The organism is Streptomyces sp. PA03-1a, from assembly GCF_033792805.1.
Lineage (GTDB): Bacteria > Actinomycetota > Actinomycetes > Streptomycetales > Streptomycetaceae > Actinacidiphila.
In genome coordinates, this window is record NZ_JARAVO010000030.1 from 23,430 (window position 1) to 40,283 (window position 16,854).

A 16,854-nucleotide genomic window follows, 5' to 3' on the forward strand; every position below is an offset into this window, starting at 1 on the left:
CCGCGCGATCGCCTTCTGCTCGGCGGCCGCCGCGGATGCGAGCCGCGTCACGGCGAAAAAGCGTTCGCTTACTTCTCGAAGCAAGTAATCTTGAGGCATGTCTGACGTCATGCCGCAGCAGGAAGCGGCCCCGGAGGGAATCACGCCCCTCAGCCCGGATGAAGAGGCGGTCATCCGGTCGCTGCACCGCGTCATCTACGCCCTGCCCCGCGCCATGGACGCCGATCTGGTCCGCGAGCAGCGGCTTCCACTGACCGAGTACATGGCCCTGATGCACCTGTCCGAGGCACCGGAGCGGCAGATGCGGATGACCGATCTCGCCGTCGCCTGCGAGCGGTCGCTCAGCGGGATGACGCGGGCCGTGTACCGGCTGCAGAGCGACGGGCTCGTCCAGCGCGTCAAGGACACCCAGGACGCCCGCGGCTGGAACGCGGTCCTCACCGACGCCGGCCTCGCCCGGCTGCGGGAGGCGTGGCCGACCAATCTGGCCTCCGTACGGCGTCGCTTCCTCGACCACCTCGACGGCCTGGACCTCAAGGCGCTCGCCGCGGCCCTGGCGAGGATCGCCTCCTGACGCGACCGCCCCGGCTGTCAGGCCCGCCCGGACCGGCCGGTGACGGGCCCGTGGTCCGAGGGCGGAAGCAGGCCGTGCAGGACAAGCGCGGAGAGCGCGTCGGCCATGGTGTTCCTGTCGCGCTCCGCCGTCGGGAGTTCGTCGGGGTTGAGCCGGTCGGCGATCGGGTCTTGCGCCAGAGCCAGCGCGGGGCCCGTGACGGCGAAGTACAGGACGTGCGGGGGGACGCGCGGCATGCGGCCCGCCGTCATGAGGCCGTCGACCGTCGGCTCGATGCTGTCCCAGAACGGCTTGATGAACCGCTGGTGGAGATAGTCCAGGCGACCGGAGTCCCGGGTCGACTCGTCGGTGAGCAACCGGTTCATGGCGGAGTCGTTCGCGGCGAGGCGGTACAGGTGGACGACGACGGCCCGTAGGCGTTCGCCGTCGTCGTGGCACTCGGCCAGGAGCCGGTCGAGCGCGGGCTGGGCGTCCCGCAGCGCGAAGTCCACCACCGCGCGCCAGAAGTCGCCCTTCGACCCGTACCGTTCGTGGACGAAGTTGTGGCTGACGCCGAGCCGCCGGGCCAACTCCCGCATGGTGGTGGCGGCGTAGCCGAGCTCGGCGAAGGTGTCCAGGCCCCGCCGGAGGATCTCGCTCTCGCGCAGCCGGACGGGGGCGTACTTCCCGCGCGCCGTCGCCGCCGGCGCCTGATCCGGTGTTCCGTCGGTCACTCTGGCATCGCTCCGTTCGGCGTCGGCCGGCTGACGTCGATCGCACTCCCCCTCGGTCACCGCGCCGGTCATGCCCCCGGTACTGGCGCATCGCGCCTGGTGGGCGGCGCGCGCGTCCGAAATCCCCGGCGGGATGGCGAGGCGATCGCCGGTGATCCAAGTCTTCCATGCCGGTCATCGGCCGGGTGGCCGCGGGATGGCCCCCACCGGAAACCGCTTGACGCTTGTCAAGCCCGGGAGGATGCTTGACGTGTCAATCACTTCGGTGCTCTCGGGCACCGATGATCAGCTGAGGAGTGCCCCGTGATCTTCCACAAGACCCGTGAGGCCGCATCCACCCCCGTCACTCCCACGTCCATGGGACGCAAGAAGGTGCCGGCCGCCATGACCGGCCTCGCCGTCGCCGCCGCCCTGACCGCCGTGGCCGTCCCGGCCGCGGCCCAGAGCCCGGCACCGAACGCCGCCTCGTCCGGCCACGCGGCCCACCACCACTACCTCTCGCCGCTGCAGGTCACCTCGGCGTACTACGCCAGCTACAACGGCGACCTGGCCGCCGGATTCGACCGCTACATCTCCAAGGACCTGGTGCTCCACGGCTTCAACGGCCCCGAGAACCGGGACGACTGGATCACGGGCGACCTCGACATCAAGGCCGGGCTCACCGGCTTCAAGATGACCGTCCTGGACCAGATCGTGGAGGGCGACAAGGTCGTCACCCGCTGGAGCTTCGCGGGGCGTCACACCGGCACGGTCTTCGGCATCCCCGCCTCCGGCCGCGACGTCCAGCTCAGCGGCATCTCCATCGACCGCGTCATCCACGGCCAGTCCGTCGAGCACTGGTCGGAGGGCAACTTCGGGGTGTTCCTGGACGAGCTCCGCGGTGGGACGCCTCCCGGCACCGTTCCCCCCACCACGAAGTAGCGCATCGCACGGCCCGCCTCACCAGGCCGTGGCACGCACCCCGGGCGCCCGCCCGCAGCGAGCGCCCGGGGGGCCACGGCATCGCACACACGCACGCACACACCCGCACACCCGCACACCCGCACACCCGCACACCCGCACAGACCAGGAGCACTCCCATGACACCTCTTCTTGACGGCAAGATCGTGCTGATCACCGGCACCGGCGGAGGCATGGGCCGCGTCGCGGCCCAGGTGTTCGCCGGAGAAGGCGCCAAGGTCGTCGGAGCCGACATCAACCCCGACGCCAACGAGGAGACGACCGAACTCGTCCGCCGCGCGGGCGGCGAGATGACCGGCATCGCTCCGGTCGACCTCACCGACCCCGAGCAAGTGCGGCGCCTCGTCGAAGGTGCCGCGGCCGCCTACGGCGGGCTCGACGTCGTCTACAACAACGCCGCCTCGTTGCGTTTCGGCCCGCTGCCCGACTTCTCCGTCGAGGACTGGCACGCCACCATCACCGGCGAACTCGACATCCCCTTCTTCGTCTCGGAATTCGCCTGGCCCCACCTGGTGCGCCGCGGGGGCGGCGTCATCATCAACGTCGCCTCCATGGCCGGCATGATCGCCGGGGAGAACCCCCCGATGGTCGGGCACACCGCTGCCAACGCCGGCGTCATCGGCATGACCCGGCAACTCGCGCTCGAAGGCGCCCCGCACGGGATCCGCGCGGTGGCCATCAGCCCCGGCCCCGTCCTGACCCCTGCCAGCGACCGCGACCTCGGCGACAACCAGACCGCCCGCGACGCGATCACCGGCAAGACCCTCCTCAAGCGCTTCGCCCGACCTGAAGAGATCGTCGACCTCGCCGCCTTCCTCGCCTCCGACCGAGCCTCCTACATCACCGGGGCGAACTACGCCGTCGACGGCGGCGCCAGCGCCTGGTGACGCGGCACGCCCGGCCCCACCCCTGAAGCTCCGGGGTGGGGCGGAACACGCACACGCCCGGCCCGCGGCCCCCAGTGGGCGGTCCGCGGACGGCCCGTACGGACTCAGGCGGTGTGCCAGCGGACCCCGGTCAGCTGCTGCGAGCGCTCCCACAGCCGGCGTCCGAGCTCCGGGTCCTGGGCCACCGCCGACAGTTGCACGGGGATGGGATGCCCGGATCGTCCGCCCTTGCCGTCAGGTCCGATGTAGGAGCCCGCGGCGAGATCGGGCTCGGTCGCCGCGTAGAGCTGGGGCAGGGCTCCCCTCTCCGGACTCTGCGCGAAGAGCCTGCCGGACACGCGCATGGCGATCCCCACGGGCCCGGTGCCCTTGCTCTGCATCGGCGTGTTGCTGTAGCCGGGGTGCGCGAGAACGCTGGTGATCGGCGACGAAGACGACCGCTCGCGCCGGGCGAGCTCCACGCCGAAGACCGCGTTGGCCAGCTTCGATGCCGAGTAGGCGGCGAGGGGCGTGTACTTCCGCGACCACGCGGCGTCGTCCAGGTCGAGTTCGCCCTTCTCGTGCATGTACGACGTCACGGTGACCACCCGCGGTGCCGGCGACCGGCGCAGCACCGGTTCCAGCAGCGCCGTGAGGGCGAAGTGGCCGAGGTGGTTCGCGGCGAGGTGGCGCTCGGCGCCCTGCGCGGTCACGGAGTGCTCGACCATGGAGATGCCCGCGTTGTTGACCAGTACGTCGACGGACTCCTCCTCGCCGATCTCCTCCGCCGCCCGGCGGATCGAGTCCACGTCCAGCAGATCGACCCGGCGCACCGCGACCTCGGCGCCGGGATACGCCCCGCGCAGCGAGGACGCCACCGCTTCCCCCCGTGCGGTGTCACGGACGGCGAGCAGTACCCGGCCGCCGTGCGCGGCGAGCTCGCGCGCCGTCACCAGACCGAGACCGCTGGTCGCGCCCGTCACGACGAAGGTACGGCCCTCCTGTGGGGCGATGCGGTCAGCGGTCCATCCCTTGCTGGATCCTGTCGGCATCTTCGATCTCGCATTCTTCTCGGCACGGTCCCGGTCACCCCGCGCCGGCAGCTCCGGGGCCGTGCAAGAAGCTAAACCTTTCCATTAGTGTGAAGGTCAAGCGGCGACGCCGGTCGCCCGCAGTGCGGCGGCGAGGCGCACCGGATGCCCAGCCAAGGAGGGCGATGTGAAGATCGGGGACCTGGCCGAGAAGACGGGTGTCGCGCCGCGGCTGCTCCGCTACTACGAGGAGGTCGGCATCCTCCACCCCTTCCGGAGCGCCAACGGGTACCGCAGCTACGGCGAGCCCGCCGTCGACCGCGTCCTGCAGATCCGCGAACTCCTCGAAGCCGGCCTGACGACGGAGATGATCCGCGAGGTCCTGCCCTGCCTCGATGCCGCGAAGGAGGGGACGGAGGTCCGGTCCTGCCCGGCGGCGAAGGACCTGGACGGACTGCGACGTCAGCTCAGCAGCATTGAGCGACGCATCGAGGTGCTGCAGCGCAACCGGCACGCGATCAAGGCGTACCTGCGCGCCTGGGAGGACGCCGGAGCCGCGACGCCCGCGGCCTCCGACGAGGTTCCGGGCGCGGTCGCGGGGTGACCGGCGGCGACATGCCGCGAACCGCCGCCGACGATGTCTCCAGGGCCTCCGTGTCAGTGCGCACACCTAGGGTGCCGGACATGATCACCGGCCGAGCGCCGGGCTGTTCGGATCCTCGTGGGGGTTGGGATGTTCTGGCGGAACAAGAAGCCTGAAGAGCGTGCGCAGTGGGAGCTTGATCCGCTGGTGGGTGTGGGTCCGCTGCGGTTCGGGATGAGTCCCGACCAGGTCAAGGCAGCGCTGGACGGGGCGGACGTCCACGTGTCACAAAGCAGGGAATGCACCTTGTCCTGGCAGCGGTACGGGGGCCTCGGAGTGACCGCGATCTACGGGCCGGGGACGCGGCTGGCCGCCGTCGCGATCCAGGCGTACGAGGGTCCGCAGGTACGGCTGCGGGACGTGGAACTGATCGCCCGAGCCCCGTCCGAGGTGCGCGCGGGCATCCACGCTCTCGCCCATGGCGAGGGGGTGGAGGTCCGGGTGAACTGGAGCGGTGATCCCGAGGTCGCCGCGTGGGGCGTGTCCCTGGGTACCGCACTGGAGTGGGGGCAGGATCCGCAGGGGTACGCGGTGCGGAGGGACGCGGTGATCACCGACGCCCTGCTCGTCGGCCCGGAGCTGGCCGAGGACCCGTACGGGACCGATCCGGTCATCCAATGGTGTGACGTCCGCGCACGGGAGACGAACCCGGGGGCATGGCCGGTGAGGGCCGGGCAGGACAGACCGCACTGGGGCTTCACTCCGCTGGAGAGCGTCGGTCCGCTCCGGTTCGGGATGCTCCCGCAGCAGGTCGTGGCCGCCTTGGGCGGCGAGGTACCGGCCGAACGGCAGGGCCACTATCCGTGGCCGGTCCACAGGAAGGCCGGGCATTGGTACCTGGATGAGGACCGGTTTCACGACGCCGGGGTGACCGCCCACTACTGGCACCTAGAGGGGTTCCCCACCTTGGCGGCCGTGACCGTGCACGGACGGACCGGTCCCCAGGTCACCTTCGCCGGAATGGAGTTGATCGGCAGGACGCTGTCCGCAGTCGACACGGACCTGACCCGGTACATCGAGAAGCAGCGGATCGACCTGCTCATCGGCTGCGGCGGCGACCTGGGACCGGACGGGGCCCATATGTACGTGCGGGCCGCCAGAGCCGAGGACACCGTGGTCAGCGAAGCCCGGTTCTTCGTGGAGGACTGGGACGACCACTGATGCCCCACGACCCGCCCTCGGCCGTGGGACGCCATGACGCGACGAGTCGGATGTGACGGCGGTGCTGTTGCGGCATCAAGAGGTCGAAGACGATTCCGTCCTGCGCGGCGGCGAAGGAGCCGGACGGGGATCCGCACCGCTTGCCGGGGAGGCACTTCGTCGCTGCGTCGGCGGTTCGAACCGCGGACGCCGTGACGGAATGCCGACCCGGCGCATGCACCGCCGGCGTCAATCACCGCGCCCGACGCCGCGATCGGGTGCGCTCATGTCCCCCGTGCCGGGCGTGCCGTCGGCGAGCCCGTAGCGCAGGTACACGGTGCCCGTCGGGCTGGCGGCGGGCGGTTCGAGGAGCGTGACGTTCGTGGGGACCGCGCCGCCGTCGAACACCTTCTTCCCGACGCCGAGCACGATCGGGTGCATCCAGAGGTCGAGACGGTCGAAGAGCTTCTCACGCAGGAGGGTCTGGACCAGGTTCAGGCTCCCGACGACCTTCACGTGCTCGTGCCGGTCGCGGATCTCGCGCACCGCGCCGGCCAGGTCCGGGCCGAGCTGAGTGGACCCCGCCCACGAGAGGTCGGGCCTGCCGCGGGAGGCCACGTACTTCGGGACGCTGTTGAAGAGCGTGGCGATCTCGCCGTCCTCGCCGCCCTTCTGGTGCGGCCAGTAGGCGGCGAAGATGTCGTACGTCCGCCGGCCGAGAAGCAGGGCGTCCGTGCCCTCGTACGCGGCACCGACCTGCGCCCCGGAGACCTCGTCCAGCAGGGGCGCCTGCCAGCCGCCGAACGGGAACCCCTCCGGGTCCTCGTCGGGGCCGCCGGGCGCCTGCCCGACGAGGTCGAGGGTCGCGAACATTTCGATGTGGATCAGGCCCATGTCTGACTTCCGATGCGTTGGTCGTCTCGGTCGGGAGGTAGACCGGTGGGCGCCTGGGAACTCATCGCTGCGACGGCATCCGGCTTCGTACGCCTGCGGGCGGCAGCCAGGCGTAGTCCGGCCAGGCACCGGCACGGGCACGACGAGGCCCCGGTCGGGCTGCGCCCGACCGGGGGCTCGGGAAGCCGGAGTGCTCGTACAGGCACACCGCTCCCCAGGAGCAGCGGCGGTCGACCGCGTTCGCCGGAGCGGCCGGGACCCCTCGGACCGCGTTGGAACGGGATGCACGACCTGCTGCCGGTCAGGTGCGTGGCCGGTCGCCCCGAGCTCGCCTCTTCCGCCCGCGTCACGCCGTCTCGGCATACCGCTCCCCCGCGTACGCGCACAGCACCGGGACGACCGCCTCCGCGCCTCCGTCAGGCGGTCCAGCCGGTCCAGGACGTAGGCCCGGTGGCCGTCGGAGAGGTGGCTGGGGTGGTCGCCCGCGTGCGTGCCCGGCAGCGGCCACACGGTGAGGCACTGCCGGAGGTCGGGGCCGTACGGCCGCCGCCCGATCGTGACGGTGGCCATCTGCGGCCACCGGAAGTACCCCTCCTCGCCGGACACTTCGCGCATGCCGATGCCGTCGGCCCCGATCCGCAGCCGCAGCGGCCTGCGCCAGCGGACGTAGGAGAAAGGCGCCTGGATCCAGAGGACCAGCGCCGCGAGCGCCGACAGTGTGACGGGGATGCCGGTTCCGGCGTCCCGCCCTGTCGCGCCGCGGTGGGCACGTCCGCCGGGTCCCCTCGCGCCGGTCGGCGCGGACGGATGCGACACGCGACGGCCGCCGTCGTTCACGCCTCCTCGGCGCCGTCGCCTATGAGGTCCGCCGGCGAGGCGGCGATCTCGTGCCAGAAGCCGATCATCATGCGCTCGAACCGCAACCCCACCTCCACCGTCGCCCGCTGGGGCGAGCCCGCGCGCAGCAGTCCGGAGGTGACGAGCTGCCGGTACTCCGCGAGTTGGCCCTCGTGGGCCTGGATCTGCTCCGCGGCGAGCCGGCTGATCGCGTCCACCGTGTCCGCGTCGCCGGGACCGCCGGCGTCACAGGCCTGCGGCTGGAAGTACAGCCGCAGCAGCCCCTCGTCGTGGATCTCGGTGATCGCCCGCGTCGGGGCGGCGAGCCACCGGCACAGCTCGCGTCGCCCCTCGTCGGTGAGTGACAGGGTGCGGCGATGGCGGCCGCCCTCTTCCTGGTGCTCGACGACCAGTCCGCGCCGCACCAGCCGTCCGGCCTCCGCGTACAGCTGCGAGCGGGGGAAGACCCAGAAGTACCCGATGCTCAGGCGGATCCTCTGGTCGAGTTGGTAGGGGGTCGCGCCGTCCTGCCTGCTCAGCAGGCCGAGCACGACGTAGGCACTGATCGGCAGCACGGTCGGCATCGCTGTCTCCCGATTCGGACCATCTCGATCCCGACATTCCGGACATAACCATCCATACCGTACCGTGGAATGTGACGGTTGAGAGGACCGACACGACCGGCGCAAGCCAGCAAGCCGCACCGCTGGACGCCTCACCGGGCGCGATGACGTCCGGTGTTCGCCCGGTACCCACTCCCCCATCCAGCAGGAGGCAGTTTCGTGAGCACCACCTTGTTCGAGCCCATGACCCTGCGGTCACTGACCGTTCCGAACCGGATCTGGATGGCCGCCACGTGCCAGTCCACCGCCCCACCGGACGGCGAGCAGGCGGGCGTGCCGAACGACGGGCACTTCGCCCACCTGGCGGCGCGCGCCACCGGCGGCACCGGGCTCATCCTCACCGAACCCACCGCGGTCAGCCCCGAGGGCCGGACCGGCCCGTACGACCTCGGCATCTGGAACGACACCCAGGTCGAGGCCTTCCACCGGATCGCCACATTCCTCAAGTCCCAGGGCACCGTGCCCGGCATCCAGCTCGCCGCCGGGCACCGGGACGCCACCGAGGGGACCTGGGTCGACCGCAGGTTCCCCGGCTCCCCTGGCAGGCAGTACGGCTGGGCGCCCGGGGGTCCCACCGCCGTCCCGTTCGGCACCGGCTCCACCACGCCGGAACAGCTCAGCACCGAGCAGATCGGCCGGATCGTGGCGGACTTCGCCGACGCCGCCCGGCGCGCCCTGGACGCCGGCTTCCAGGTCGCCGAGATCCACGGCGTCCACGGCTACCTCATCAACCAGTTCCTCTCCCCGCACACCAACCGCCGCACCGACGGCTACGGCGGAGACTTCGCGGGCCGCACCCGCTTCGCGCTGGAGGTCGTCGACGCCGTCCGCGCCGTGTGGCCGCAGGACCTGCCGGTCTTCTTCCGCACGTCCGACCCCGACTGGCCGGAGGAGATCACCGACGACACCCTGCGCCTCGCCAAGGAGTTGCAGGCCCGGGGCGTGGACCTGATGGACGTCCCCACCGGCGGCGACCTCCTCCGCAACCAGACCGGCATGCCCGTCGCCGCCGGTGGCCCCCTCACCGGGCCGGCCCAGGCGCAGGCCGTCGTCCGTTCCGGCCAGGCCGACGCCGTCCTCCTCGGCCAGGAGTTGCGCCGCGACCCGTACTGGGCACTCCGCGCGGCCACGTCGCTGGGCGGGAAGGTCAGCACCCGCCGGTACCAGGCGGCGTAAGTCACGGCTCGGCGGCCGGGACGCAGATCCGACGCCCGCGTCGGCGACCGCCACGTACCCGGCGTCACACCTCCAGGCCCACAGCCGCCTGGCCTGCACCTTCACCGCTCTTCAGCCCCATCCCCATTTCCCGGAGAGGAAACCATGCACGACAGCCCCCTGTTCGCCCCCGTCCGGCTCGGCGCCCTGTCCCTGTCCAACCGCTTCGTCATGCCGCCGATGACGCGAAGCCGCTCCCTGCCGGACGGCAGCCCCGGCCCCTCCGCGCCGCTCTACTACACCCAGCGCGCCTCGGCCGGACTGATCATCACGGAGGGCACCGTCGTCTCCGCCGAAGGTGTCGGCGGCCCCGGCATCCCGGGCCTGTGGAGCGACGCCCAGGTCCAGGGGTGGAAGCGCGTCACCGACGCGGTGCACGCCGCGGGGAGCACCATCGTCACGCAGCTGTGGCACACCGGCCGCGCCTCGCACCCCGTCTTCCAGCCCGACGGCAAGACCCCGGTCGGCCCCTCCCCCATCGCGATCGACGGCCTGGTCTTCACCGACGAGGGCCGCGTGCCCTTCGTGACGCCGCGACCGCTGGAGATCGACGAGATCCAGGCCGTCGTCGCCCAGTTCGCCCAGGCCGGCACGAACGCGCTGGCGGCCGGCTTCGACGGCGTGGAGGTCCACGCGGCCAACGGCTACCTGATCGACCAGTTCCTCCAGGACAGCGCCAACCGGCGCACGGACCGCTACGGCGGGAGCGTCGAGAACCGCGCACGCCTGCTGCTGGAGGTGGTCGACGCCCTGATCGAGACGGTGGGGGCGGACCGCATCGGCGTCCGTATATCCCCGAGCAGCGTCTTCCAGGACATGGCCGACTCCGACCCGGAGGCCCTGTTCGGCTACGTCGTGGACGCGCTCGCCGCTCGCGACCTGGCGTACCTGCACCTGGTGGAGCCGGGCATCGTCGGCAACGACGACTCCACGGCCGAGCGCCGGCCGGCCGACTCCATCGACAGTGCCTGGGCCCGCGAGCGCTACCCGGGCCGTCTGATCGCGACCGGCGGCTACGCACGCGAGGAGGCCCTGCGCGCCGTGGAGAACGGCACCGTCGACGCCGTCGGCTTCGGGCGCGACTTCATCGCCAACCCCGACCTGCCCGAGCGCCTGGCCCGCAACGCGGAGCTGCGCGAGGCGCTGCGGGGCACCTTCTTCGGTGGTGACGACCGCGGCTACCTCGACTACCCCTCCCTCGAAGCCGAGCGCCTCCTCGCCGAACTGCGCGGGGGACGTCTCGAGCCGGTGCCCGGCCTGGAGCTGAACTCCGGGACGCCGCTGGACACATGGCACCTGGCCTGGGCCCAACAGCAGCTCAGCGCCGCCCGAAACTGACCCGGACGGATACCGCACCCGGGTGCCGCCACCGGGTCCCTCAGCCCGACGACGCCTGGCTCAGCTTCTTGAGCTGGGCGTCGATGACGTGCCGGGGGACCTCGGTGGGTTTGCCGTTCACGCCGAAGAGGTTCGAGGCGAACGTCGTGACGGTCGTTCCGCTCCGGACCACCACGTAGGTGAAGACGACGGAGTGCGCGGGGCCCATGTCGTCCGCGGGCATGTCGAGCGTCATGCGGTACGCGAGCGCGTCGTCCCCCAGCGAAGGATCCGGCAGCTTGCGGATCTGCGAGTACGTCCAGCCGGTGACCGAGGACCCGGGTGGCGCGAACTTCGTGCAGGTGTCCACCGCACCGCGCAGTTCCGTCATCACCTTGACCGATTCCTGCTGCCGGTAGGAGTTGAGCGCCACCGTCGTGGAGGACGTGTCGCCCTCATCGGACGTGCGACTGACGATCTTCGCGACCTGCCACACGGGCTGGTACCTGCCGACGAACGCGGTCATGTCGTTGAGCGGCTTGCACCGCGCGGGGACGGGGGCAACCGGGCCCACCACCGGCTGACCGGCCCCCACGTCGCCCACCACGGGGCCGACGCTGAATCCGTCGACGTCCCCCGACCCGAGAGCGGTCCGCTCCAGTTCCCGGTGACCCAGGACTTTCGCGGGTGCCGCGGCCTGCCTCCCGGAGTGCGAGGCCCCCGCACCGTCCAGGCCCCCGTCCCCGCCCCCGCGCCCGCATCCGCATCCGACAACAGCCACGGTCAGCACGCACACCGCCGCGGCTGCCCGCGCCACCCCTCTGCCCACGTTCCCCACCTGGTTCCGACGACGCACCGGCACGGAGCGGCAGTCCCGCGGTACCGGCGATGAACAGCGCATGCTCCCACGCGAGTGGCGCCACAGCAACGAGATCCACCCCCGGAAGTAGAAAGACCGTTCTATGCTGTAGCCATGTCGAACGTTACGCACGCATCCGCGCCGGTCCGCCGCTCCGAGGCCCGTGAACGGTTGCTGGGCACGGCGAGCCGGCTCTTCTACGGCGAGGGCATCCGGGCCGTGGGGGTGGACCGCGTCATGGCGGAGGCCGACGTCGCCCGGGGCACCTTCTACCGGCATTTCGCCGGCAAGGACGACCTGGTGCGCGCCTACCTCGAGGCGACGGATCAGGAGATCCGGGACCGGATCACCGCGGCGCAGGCAGGCATCGGTTCGCCTTCCGACTTCCTCTCCGCCGTGGCGCACGGCATAGGTGAGGAAGTGTGCGGCGCCGGGTTCCGGGGCTGTCCGTTCATCAATGCCACGGCTGAGTACCCGGACCCCGAAAGCCCCGCCCACCAGGCGGTGCTGCGACACCGCGCCTGGTTCCTCCAGGTACTGCAGGACGCCTTCCAGCGGCTCGGTGCAGCCGATCCCGCACGTTCGGCCGACGCCATGATGGCCATGCGGGACGGTGCGATGGTGGCCGGCTACCTAGGCGACGCCCGGGCCGCGGGCGCCGTCCTGGAGCACGGGGTCGCCGTGCTCATGGCCGCGGCCTGAGTCCGGCTCCTGCGCACGGCCCCCGGCCCCCTCCCGTAAGTGCCGGGAGGAGGCCGCGGGCGGGGGTGGGTCAGCGCGCGGTCGCGGCCTTCTCGACGAGACGCGTCACGGCCTTGGGATCGGTCAGGTGGACCGCGTGCGGGCCGTCGACCTCGATGGTGCGGGCGTGCGCGCGCGACGCCATGAAGCGCTCGGCGGCGGGGGGTATCGTCCGGTCGCCGCGGGCGACGAGGTACCAGGAGGGGATGGTCCTCCAGGCCGGAGTCACGGCCGAGGGCTCGCTGACGGCCTGCGCGGTGACGGGGCGCTGCGTCGCGGCGAGCGCGGCGGCCTTGCTCTTGCTGACGCGGTTGCTGAGGAAGACGTCGCGGAACTTGTCGGGCTTGATGTAGAGGTCGACGCCGGTGCCGCCGTCGGCCTGGGTGAAGGGGACCGCGTTCAGCGCCGTGGGCAGGGGGGCGTCGGGGTCGTCGCTGAGGTGGCTTCCGGGGAACTTGCCCACCAGGTTCGTGATGCTCTCACCCTTGTCGGGGGCGAAGGCGGCGACGTAGACGAGTGCCTTGACGTTGGGGTTGCCGGTGGCGGCATTGGTGATGACCGCGCCGCCGTAGGAGTGGCCCACCAGGACGACCGGGCCGTTGATCGTCTTGAGGTAGTCCGCCAGGTAGGCGGCGTCGCTGCCCAGACCGCGCAGCGGCGTGGCGGGGGCGGTGACCGGGTAGCCGTCGGCCTGCAGGCGCTTGACGACGCCGCTCCAGCCGGCGGAGTCCGCCCAGGCACCGTGGACGAGGACGACGGTCGGCTTGGGCCTCGGCTTGCCTGCCGGCTCGGCGTGATGGTCCGAGGTGGCCGAGGCGGTCGTGGCCAGTCCGGCGGCCAGGGCGAGGCCGACCGCGCTGACGACGGCGAGACGGACGGGGCGAACGGGACGACGGTGGGACATCGCTACTCCTTCAGTGGTGCGGGCGAGGGACGTGAATAGATAGAACGTTCTATCCACACAACCTAGTGTGCGACTTCCTCCGCGGGCAATCAGGAGACGAGAGTGGTGGGTCACATCACGGAGCGTGCGCGGGCCGCTCGGGAGGCCGAGAACGCCGCGACTGCCGAACCGACCCTGAACACGGAGCAGTTCGCCACCCTCGATGCCCTCACCGTCACAGGGGAACGGGAGACGGCCTCCGCGATGGCCGCGACCAACTGGTTCACGGCATCACGCCGCCGGCGCGGCACATCACAGGGCCAGGAACCGAACTGTTGCGGACCGACGTCCCTCGCACCATGACTTCTGACGAGCAGCAAGGGCACGCGAGCCACCACGGGCGCACCTCGCCGTCGGCCGTGACGGTGGATCCGCCGAAGGTCAACGACTACACCAGCTTCGCCGAGGCGTACACGAGTGAGAACGAGACCAACCTGATCAATGCCTACTACGAGCGTCCCGCGATGCTGGCCCTCGCCGGGGAGGTGGCCGGCCGGCGGATCCTCGACGCCGGCTGCGGCGCCGGGGCCCTGTCCGCGGCGCTGCGTGACCGTGGCGCCCTCGTGAGCGGCTTCGATGCGAGTTCCGGGATGCTGGAGCTGGCCCGGCGCCGGCTCGGCGAGGCGGCGGACCTGCAGGTGGCCGACCTGGGCCGCCCCCTTCCCTACGCCGACGACACGTTCGACGATGTCGTCGCGTCCCTGGTGCTGCACTACCTGGAGGACTGGGGGCCGGCGCTGGCCGAACTGCGCCGCGTACTCAAGCCCGGCGGCCGGCTGATCGCGTCCGTCGACCATCCCTTCGCCATCGCCACCATGCACCGCGAGGCCGGCCGCGCAGCCGAGCACGGCTATTTCGACACCACCGCCTGGACCGACGAGTGGACCTTGGGCGGCCGGACCGCCCTGATGAGGCTTTGGCACAGGCCGCTGCATGCGATGACCGATGCGTTCACCGCGGCAGGCTTCCGGATCACGGCCATCAGCGAGCCGGATCCCGACCCCGCCGCCCGTGAGCTGTTCCCCGAGGCCATCGCGGCCCAACCGCGCTTCCTCTGCTTCCTGTTCTTCGTCCTGCAAGCGGACTAGGCGTTTCCCTCGGATTGTCTGATCGTTGGTGGATGTCTGTCGTTGACTGATGCCCAGTTGGGGCAGATCGAGCCGCTGCCGCCGGACCGGGCATCGAGGCGGGAGCGCGGTGACGTGATCACTGGCAGGTGATCGACGTGATCCCGTTCAAGTACCACACCGGACATGATCCTGGCCGACAAGGCGTATTCGTCTCGGGCGACCCGCAGTCACCACCGATGGTGTGGGATGCGTCCCTGATCCCGCGGCCGGCCGACCAGGCCGCGAACCGCAAGCGGCTCGGCGCGGCAAGGTAGATGGTGGCGGTCTTGTCGTAGCGGGTGGCCAGGTCCCGAGGATTCACGGCCCGACGTCACAGGGCGGCCGGCTGTCCGGTCTCACCGTATGCAGGCCGACCCGGGGCCGGAAGTCCGTGCCGGCACCCGGGCCGCCTGCACCCCGGCACGGGGAACCCGCGCTCCGGGCTCCGCGCGAGGCAGAGGCCACGAGCCCGGCAGAACGACCGACGCCCGCCCCACGGCGGTGGGGCGGGCGTCCGGTCCTGGGGTCCGCGCGGGGGGACCGTCGACCACCGGCGAACGCTCGGTCGGCCCGGTCGGTCGAATCCTGACGCCGGATCTTCGCACGTCAGCGCCACGCCGTCACTTCTCCGCACGCTGGTGGCCGGACCGAACGGCACGGGGCCCCGGGGAACGCCCCCGGGGTCCCGCTGCGTACTGCGGCCCTTTCAGCGGGTCAGGCAGGCGTGAGGCCCGGGTTGCCGGCCTCGGTGACGAAGGAGGCGGCCGTGGTGATGGGGGCGCCGGGTGTGGTCACCGCGGACACGGTCTTGAAGTCGGCGCGCGCCGCGTCCTTGCCGAGGGTGACCACGGCGTAGCCGCGGCGGCCGTTGTAGAACTTCAGGTGCGGGTTGGCCTGCAGGTAGGTGGCCCAGTTGGACGGCTTGTCGGAGCCGTCCTTGCCGCTGGTGATCGAGCTGGTGACGATCTCGGTGCCGAGGGTCTTCGAGGCCGGGTCGTCGAAGTCCTTCTTGATGTCGAAGCCGTAGTGGACGTGGACGTCACCGGTGAGGACGACGAGGTTGTCCCGGCCGGCGGACTCCCAGCCGTCGAGGAGACGCTGCCGGGAGGCGGGGTAGCCGTCCCAGGAGTCCATGGAGACCTTGAAGTCCGGTGTCGTGCGGTCCTTGCGCTGGGCGAAGGTGACCTGCTGGGGGACGACGTTCCAGGTCGCCTTCGAGGTGCGCCAGCCGTCGACGAGCCAGCGCTCCTGGGTGGTGCCGGTCATCGTGCGGGCCGGGTCCTGCGACTCCGGTCCCGGGACCTGCCAGCCGTCGCCGTACGCCTGGTCGGAGCGGTACTGGCGGGTGTCGAGGATGTCGAACTGGGCGAGCCGCCCGAACTGCAGGCGCCGGTAGAGCTGGGCGTCGGGGCCGTGCGGGAGCTGGCGGCGCCGCAGCGGCTGGTTCTCCCAGTACGCGCGGTAGGCGGAGGCCCGCCGCAGCAGGAACTCCTCCGGGGGCACGTCGTTCTCGGGGGTGCCGTCCGCGTAGTTGTTCTCGGTCTCGTGGTCGTCCCAGGTGACGACGAAGGCGTGGGCCGCGTGGGCCGCCATCAGGTCGGGGTCGGACTTGTAGAGGGCGTACCGGAGCCGGTAGTCGTCCAGCGTGAGGGTCTCGCGGTTGAAGATCCCGGGCAGGACGCGGTCGGTGTAGGCGCGGGCGCCCCCGGTCGCGGTGACCGCGTACTCGTAGAGGTAGTCGCCGAGGTGGAAGACCGCGTCGAGGTCCTCGTCGGCCAGGTGGCGGTAGGCGGTGAAGTAGCCGTCGTGGTACGCCTGGCAGGACACCGCAGCGAGGCGCAGCTCGGTGAGCCGGGCGCCCTTCGACGGGGCGGTGCGGGTACGGCCCACCGGGCTGACCCACTGGCCCACGCGGAACCGGTAGTAGAGGACGCGGTCGGCGTCCAGGCCGCCCACCTCGACGTGCACGGCGTGGTTGTACTCCGGGTGCGCGTCGACGGTGCCGCGCTTGGTGACGCGGGTGAAGCGCTCGTCGTGGGCGAGTTCCCAGCGGACCTTGAAGCGCTTCTGGGGCAGGCCGCTGCCGGTCTCGTAGGGGCGGGGGGCGAGCCGGGTCCACAGCAGCACCGAATCGGGCATCGGGTCGCCCGAGGCCACGCCCAGCGTGAAGGGATTCTCGGTGATCTGCACGGCGCTCGCCTCGGCTGCCGCGGCGGTGCCGCCGAGCGGGATGTTCGCGGCGAAGGCCAGCGTCGCCGCCGCCCCGGTGACGGTCAGGAAGCGGCGTCTGTCCAAGCGGCGTACGGCGTCACGCAGTTCGGCGGAGTGTCCGGACGGAGAAGGTGATGCGGAAGGCTGCATGTGGGTGCGCAATCCCTGGCGTGCGGAG

General features: G+C 71.5%; 17 protein-coding genes. 10 read left to right on the forward strand and 7 right to left on the reverse strand.

The window, feature by feature from the left end; all coding sequences use genetic code 11:
- Positions 1-97 precede the first annotated feature (97 nt).
- Positions 98-574: a MarR family winged helix-turn-helix transcriptional regulator gene (locus PV341_RS09375; protein WP_500326033.1), complete on the forward strand. Its 477-nt coding sequence runs from the start codon at positions 98-100 to the stop codon at positions 572-574.
- Positions 575-591: 17 nt separating this feature from the next.
- Here PV341_RS09375 and PV341_RS09380 read toward each other — a convergent pair whose 3' ends face one another.
- The gene (locus PV341_RS09380) at positions 592-1,287 is read right to left on the reverse strand and encodes a TetR/AcrR family transcriptional regulator (protein WP_500326035.1); all 696 of its coding nucleotides are present in this window, start codon (positions 1,285-1,287) and stop codon (positions 592-594) included.
- Positions 1,288-1,590: 303 nt separating this feature from the next.
- Here PV341_RS09380 and PV341_RS09385 point away from each other — a divergent pair, with 303 nt between their 5' ends.
- Positions 1,591-2,208: an ester cyclase gene (locus tag PV341_RS09385; RefSeq protein ID WP_500326037.1), complete on the forward strand. Its 618-nt coding sequence runs from the start codon at positions 1,591-1,593 to the stop codon at positions 2,206-2,208.
- Positions 2,209-2,366: 158 nt separating this feature from the next.
- Positions 2,367-3,134, forward strand: a complete 768-nt coding sequence (locus PV341_RS09390; protein ID WP_500326039.1) for an SDR family NAD(P)-dependent oxidoreductase — start codon at positions 2,367-2,369, stop codon at positions 3,132-3,134.
- A 104-nt stretch (positions 3,135-3,238) separates the two neighbouring features.
- On the opposite strand, the gene PV341_RS09395 is transcribed toward PV341_RS09390, so the two are convergent.
- Complete coding sequence (locus PV341_RS09395) at positions 3,239-4,165, reverse strand: oxidoreductase (RefSeq protein ID WP_500357333.1); 927 nt, start codon at positions 4,163-4,165, stop codon at positions 3,239-3,241.
- Positions 4,166-4,331: 166 nt separating this feature from the next.
- On the opposite strand from PV341_RS09395, the gene PV341_RS09400 reads away from it, so the two are divergent.
- Both PV341_RS09400 and PV341_RS09405 read left to right on the forward strand, forming a co-directional pair.
- The gene (locus PV341_RS09400) at positions 4,332-4,748 is read left to right on the forward strand and encodes a MerR family transcriptional regulator (protein ID WP_500326043.1); all 417 of its coding nucleotides are present in this window, start codon (positions 4,332-4,334) and stop codon (positions 4,746-4,748) included.
- A gap of 213 nt (positions 4,749-4,961) precedes the next feature.
- Entirely contained in the window at positions 4,962-5,948 is a 987-nt protein-coding gene (locus tag PV341_RS09405) for a hypothetical protein (RefSeq protein ID WP_500357335.1), read from the forward strand.
- 228 nt (positions 5,949-6,176) lie between these two features.
- Here the strand turns inward: PV341_RS09405 and PV341_RS09410 are convergent, their stop codons facing one another.
- Both PV341_RS09410 and PV341_RS09415 read right to left on the reverse strand, forming a co-directional pair.
- Complete coding sequence (locus tag PV341_RS09410; protein WP_500326047.1) at positions 6,177-6,821, reverse strand: dihydrofolate reductase family protein; 645 nt, start codon at positions 6,819-6,821, stop codon at positions 6,177-6,179.
- Between the two features lie 833 nt (positions 6,822-7,654).
- Complete coding sequence (locus PV341_RS09415; protein ID WP_500357337.1) at positions 7,655-8,242, reverse strand: helix-turn-helix transcriptional regulator; 588 nt, start codon at positions 8,240-8,242, stop codon at positions 7,655-7,657.
- Positions 8,243-8,464: 222 nt separating this feature from the next.
- Between PV341_RS09415 and PV341_RS09420 the strand changes: the two genes are divergently transcribed.
- Positions 8,465-9,457: an oxidoreductase gene (locus PV341_RS09420; RefSeq protein WP_500357350.1), complete on the forward strand. Its 993-nt coding sequence runs from the start codon at positions 8,465-8,467 to the stop codon at positions 9,455-9,457.
- Between the two features lie 144 nt (positions 9,458-9,601).
- Positions 9,602-10,834, forward strand: coding sequence for an alkene reductase (locus PV341_RS09425; RefSeq protein WP_500326052.1), 1,233 nt, complete (start codon positions 9,602-9,604; stop codon positions 10,832-10,834).
- Between the two features lie 40 nt (positions 10,835-10,874).
- Here the strand turns inward: PV341_RS09425 and PV341_RS09430 are convergent, their stop codons facing one another.
- The gene (locus tag PV341_RS09430; RefSeq protein ID WP_500326053.1) at positions 10,875-11,420 is read right to left on the reverse strand and encodes a hypothetical protein; all 546 of its coding nucleotides are present in this window, start codon (positions 11,418-11,420) and stop codon (positions 10,875-10,877) included.
- Between the two features lie 366 nt (positions 11,421-11,786).
- On the opposite strand from PV341_RS09430, the gene PV341_RS09435 reads away from it, so the two are divergent.
- Positions 11,787-12,374, forward strand: coding sequence for a TetR/AcrR family transcriptional regulator (locus tag PV341_RS09435; RefSeq protein WP_500357339.1), 588 nt, complete (start codon positions 11,787-11,789; stop codon positions 12,372-12,374).
- Between the two features lie 70 nt (positions 12,375-12,444).
- On the opposite strand, the gene PV341_RS09440 is transcribed toward PV341_RS09435, so the two are convergent.
- Positions 12,445-13,317 carry an alpha/beta fold hydrolase gene (locus PV341_RS09440; RefSeq protein WP_500357341.1) on the reverse strand — a complete coding sequence of 291 codons (873 nt, stop codon included), beginning with the start codon at positions 13,315-13,317 and terminating at the stop codon, positions 12,445-12,447.
- A 338-nt stretch (positions 13,318-13,655) separates the two neighbouring features.
- On the opposite strand from PV341_RS09440, the gene PV341_RS09445 reads away from it, so the two are divergent.
- Both PV341_RS09445 and PV341_RS09450 read left to right on the forward strand, forming a co-directional pair.
- Positions 13,656-14,444 carry a class I SAM-dependent methyltransferase gene (locus PV341_RS09445; RefSeq protein WP_500326059.1) on the forward strand — a complete coding sequence of 263 codons (789 nt, stop codon included), beginning with the start codon at positions 13,656-13,658 and terminating at the stop codon, positions 14,442-14,444.
- 128 nt (positions 14,445-14,572) lie between these two features.
- Positions 14,573-14,740, forward strand: coding sequence for a hypothetical protein (locus PV341_RS09450; RefSeq protein ID WP_500326061.1), 168 nt, complete (start codon positions 14,573-14,575; stop codon positions 14,738-14,740).
- Between the two features lie 439 nt (positions 14,741-15,179).
- On the opposite strand, the gene PV341_RS09455 is transcribed toward PV341_RS09450, so the two are convergent.
- Positions 15,180-16,826: an alkaline phosphatase D family protein gene (locus PV341_RS09455; protein WP_500357342.1), complete on the reverse strand. Its 1,647-nt coding sequence runs from the start codon at positions 16,824-16,826 to the stop codon at positions 15,180-15,182.
- Positions 16,827-16,854 lie beyond the last annotated feature (28 nt).

Bases quoted from the DNA above. Each gene is read 5' to 3' on its own strand.
- PV341_RS09375 (WP_500326033.1), top strand. From the start codon at position 98: ATGTCTGACGTCATGCCGCAGCAGGAAGCGGCCCCGGAGGGAATCACG.
- PV341_RS09390 (WP_500326039.1), top strand. From the start codon at position 2,367: ATGACACCTCTTCTTGACGGCAAGATCGTGCTGATCACCGGCACCGGC.
- PV341_RS09395 (WP_500357333.1), bottom strand. From the start codon at position 4,165: ATGCCGACAGGATCCAGCAAGGGATGGACCGCTGACCGCATCGCCCCA.
- PV341_RS09405 (WP_500357335.1), top strand. From the start codon at position 4,962: ATGAGTCCCGACCAGGTCAAGGCAGCGCTGGACGGGGCGGACGTCCAC.
- PV341_RS09410 (WP_500326047.1), bottom strand. From the start codon at position 6,821: ATGGGCCTGATCCACATCGAAATGTTCGCGACCCTCGACCTCGTCGGG.
- PV341_RS09415 (WP_500357337.1), bottom strand. From the start codon at position 8,242: ATGCCGACCGTGCTGCCGATCAGTGCCTACGTCGTGCTCGGCCTGCTG.
- PV341_RS09420 (WP_500357350.1), top strand. From the start codon at position 8,465: ATGACCCTGCGGTCACTGACCGTTCCGAACCGGATCTGGATGGCCGCC.
- PV341_RS09425 (WP_500326052.1), top strand. From the start codon at position 9,602: ATGCACGACAGCCCCCTGTTCGCCCCCGTCCGGCTCGGCGCCCTGTCC.
- PV341_RS09435 (WP_500357339.1), top strand. From the start codon at position 11,787: ATGTCGAACGTTACGCACGCATCCGCGCCGGTCCGCCGCTCCGAGGCC.
- PV341_RS09440 (WP_500357341.1), bottom strand. From the start codon at position 13,317: ATGTCCCACCGTCGTCCCGTTCGCCCCGTCCGTCTCGCCGTCGTCAGC.
- PV341_RS09445 (WP_500326059.1), top strand. From the start codon at position 13,656: ATGACTTCTGACGAGCAGCAAGGGCACGCGAGCCACCACGGGCGCACC.
- PV341_RS09455 (WP_500357342.1), bottom strand. From the start codon at position 16,826: ATGCAGCCTTCCGCATCACCTTCTCCGTCCGGACACTCCGCCGAACTG.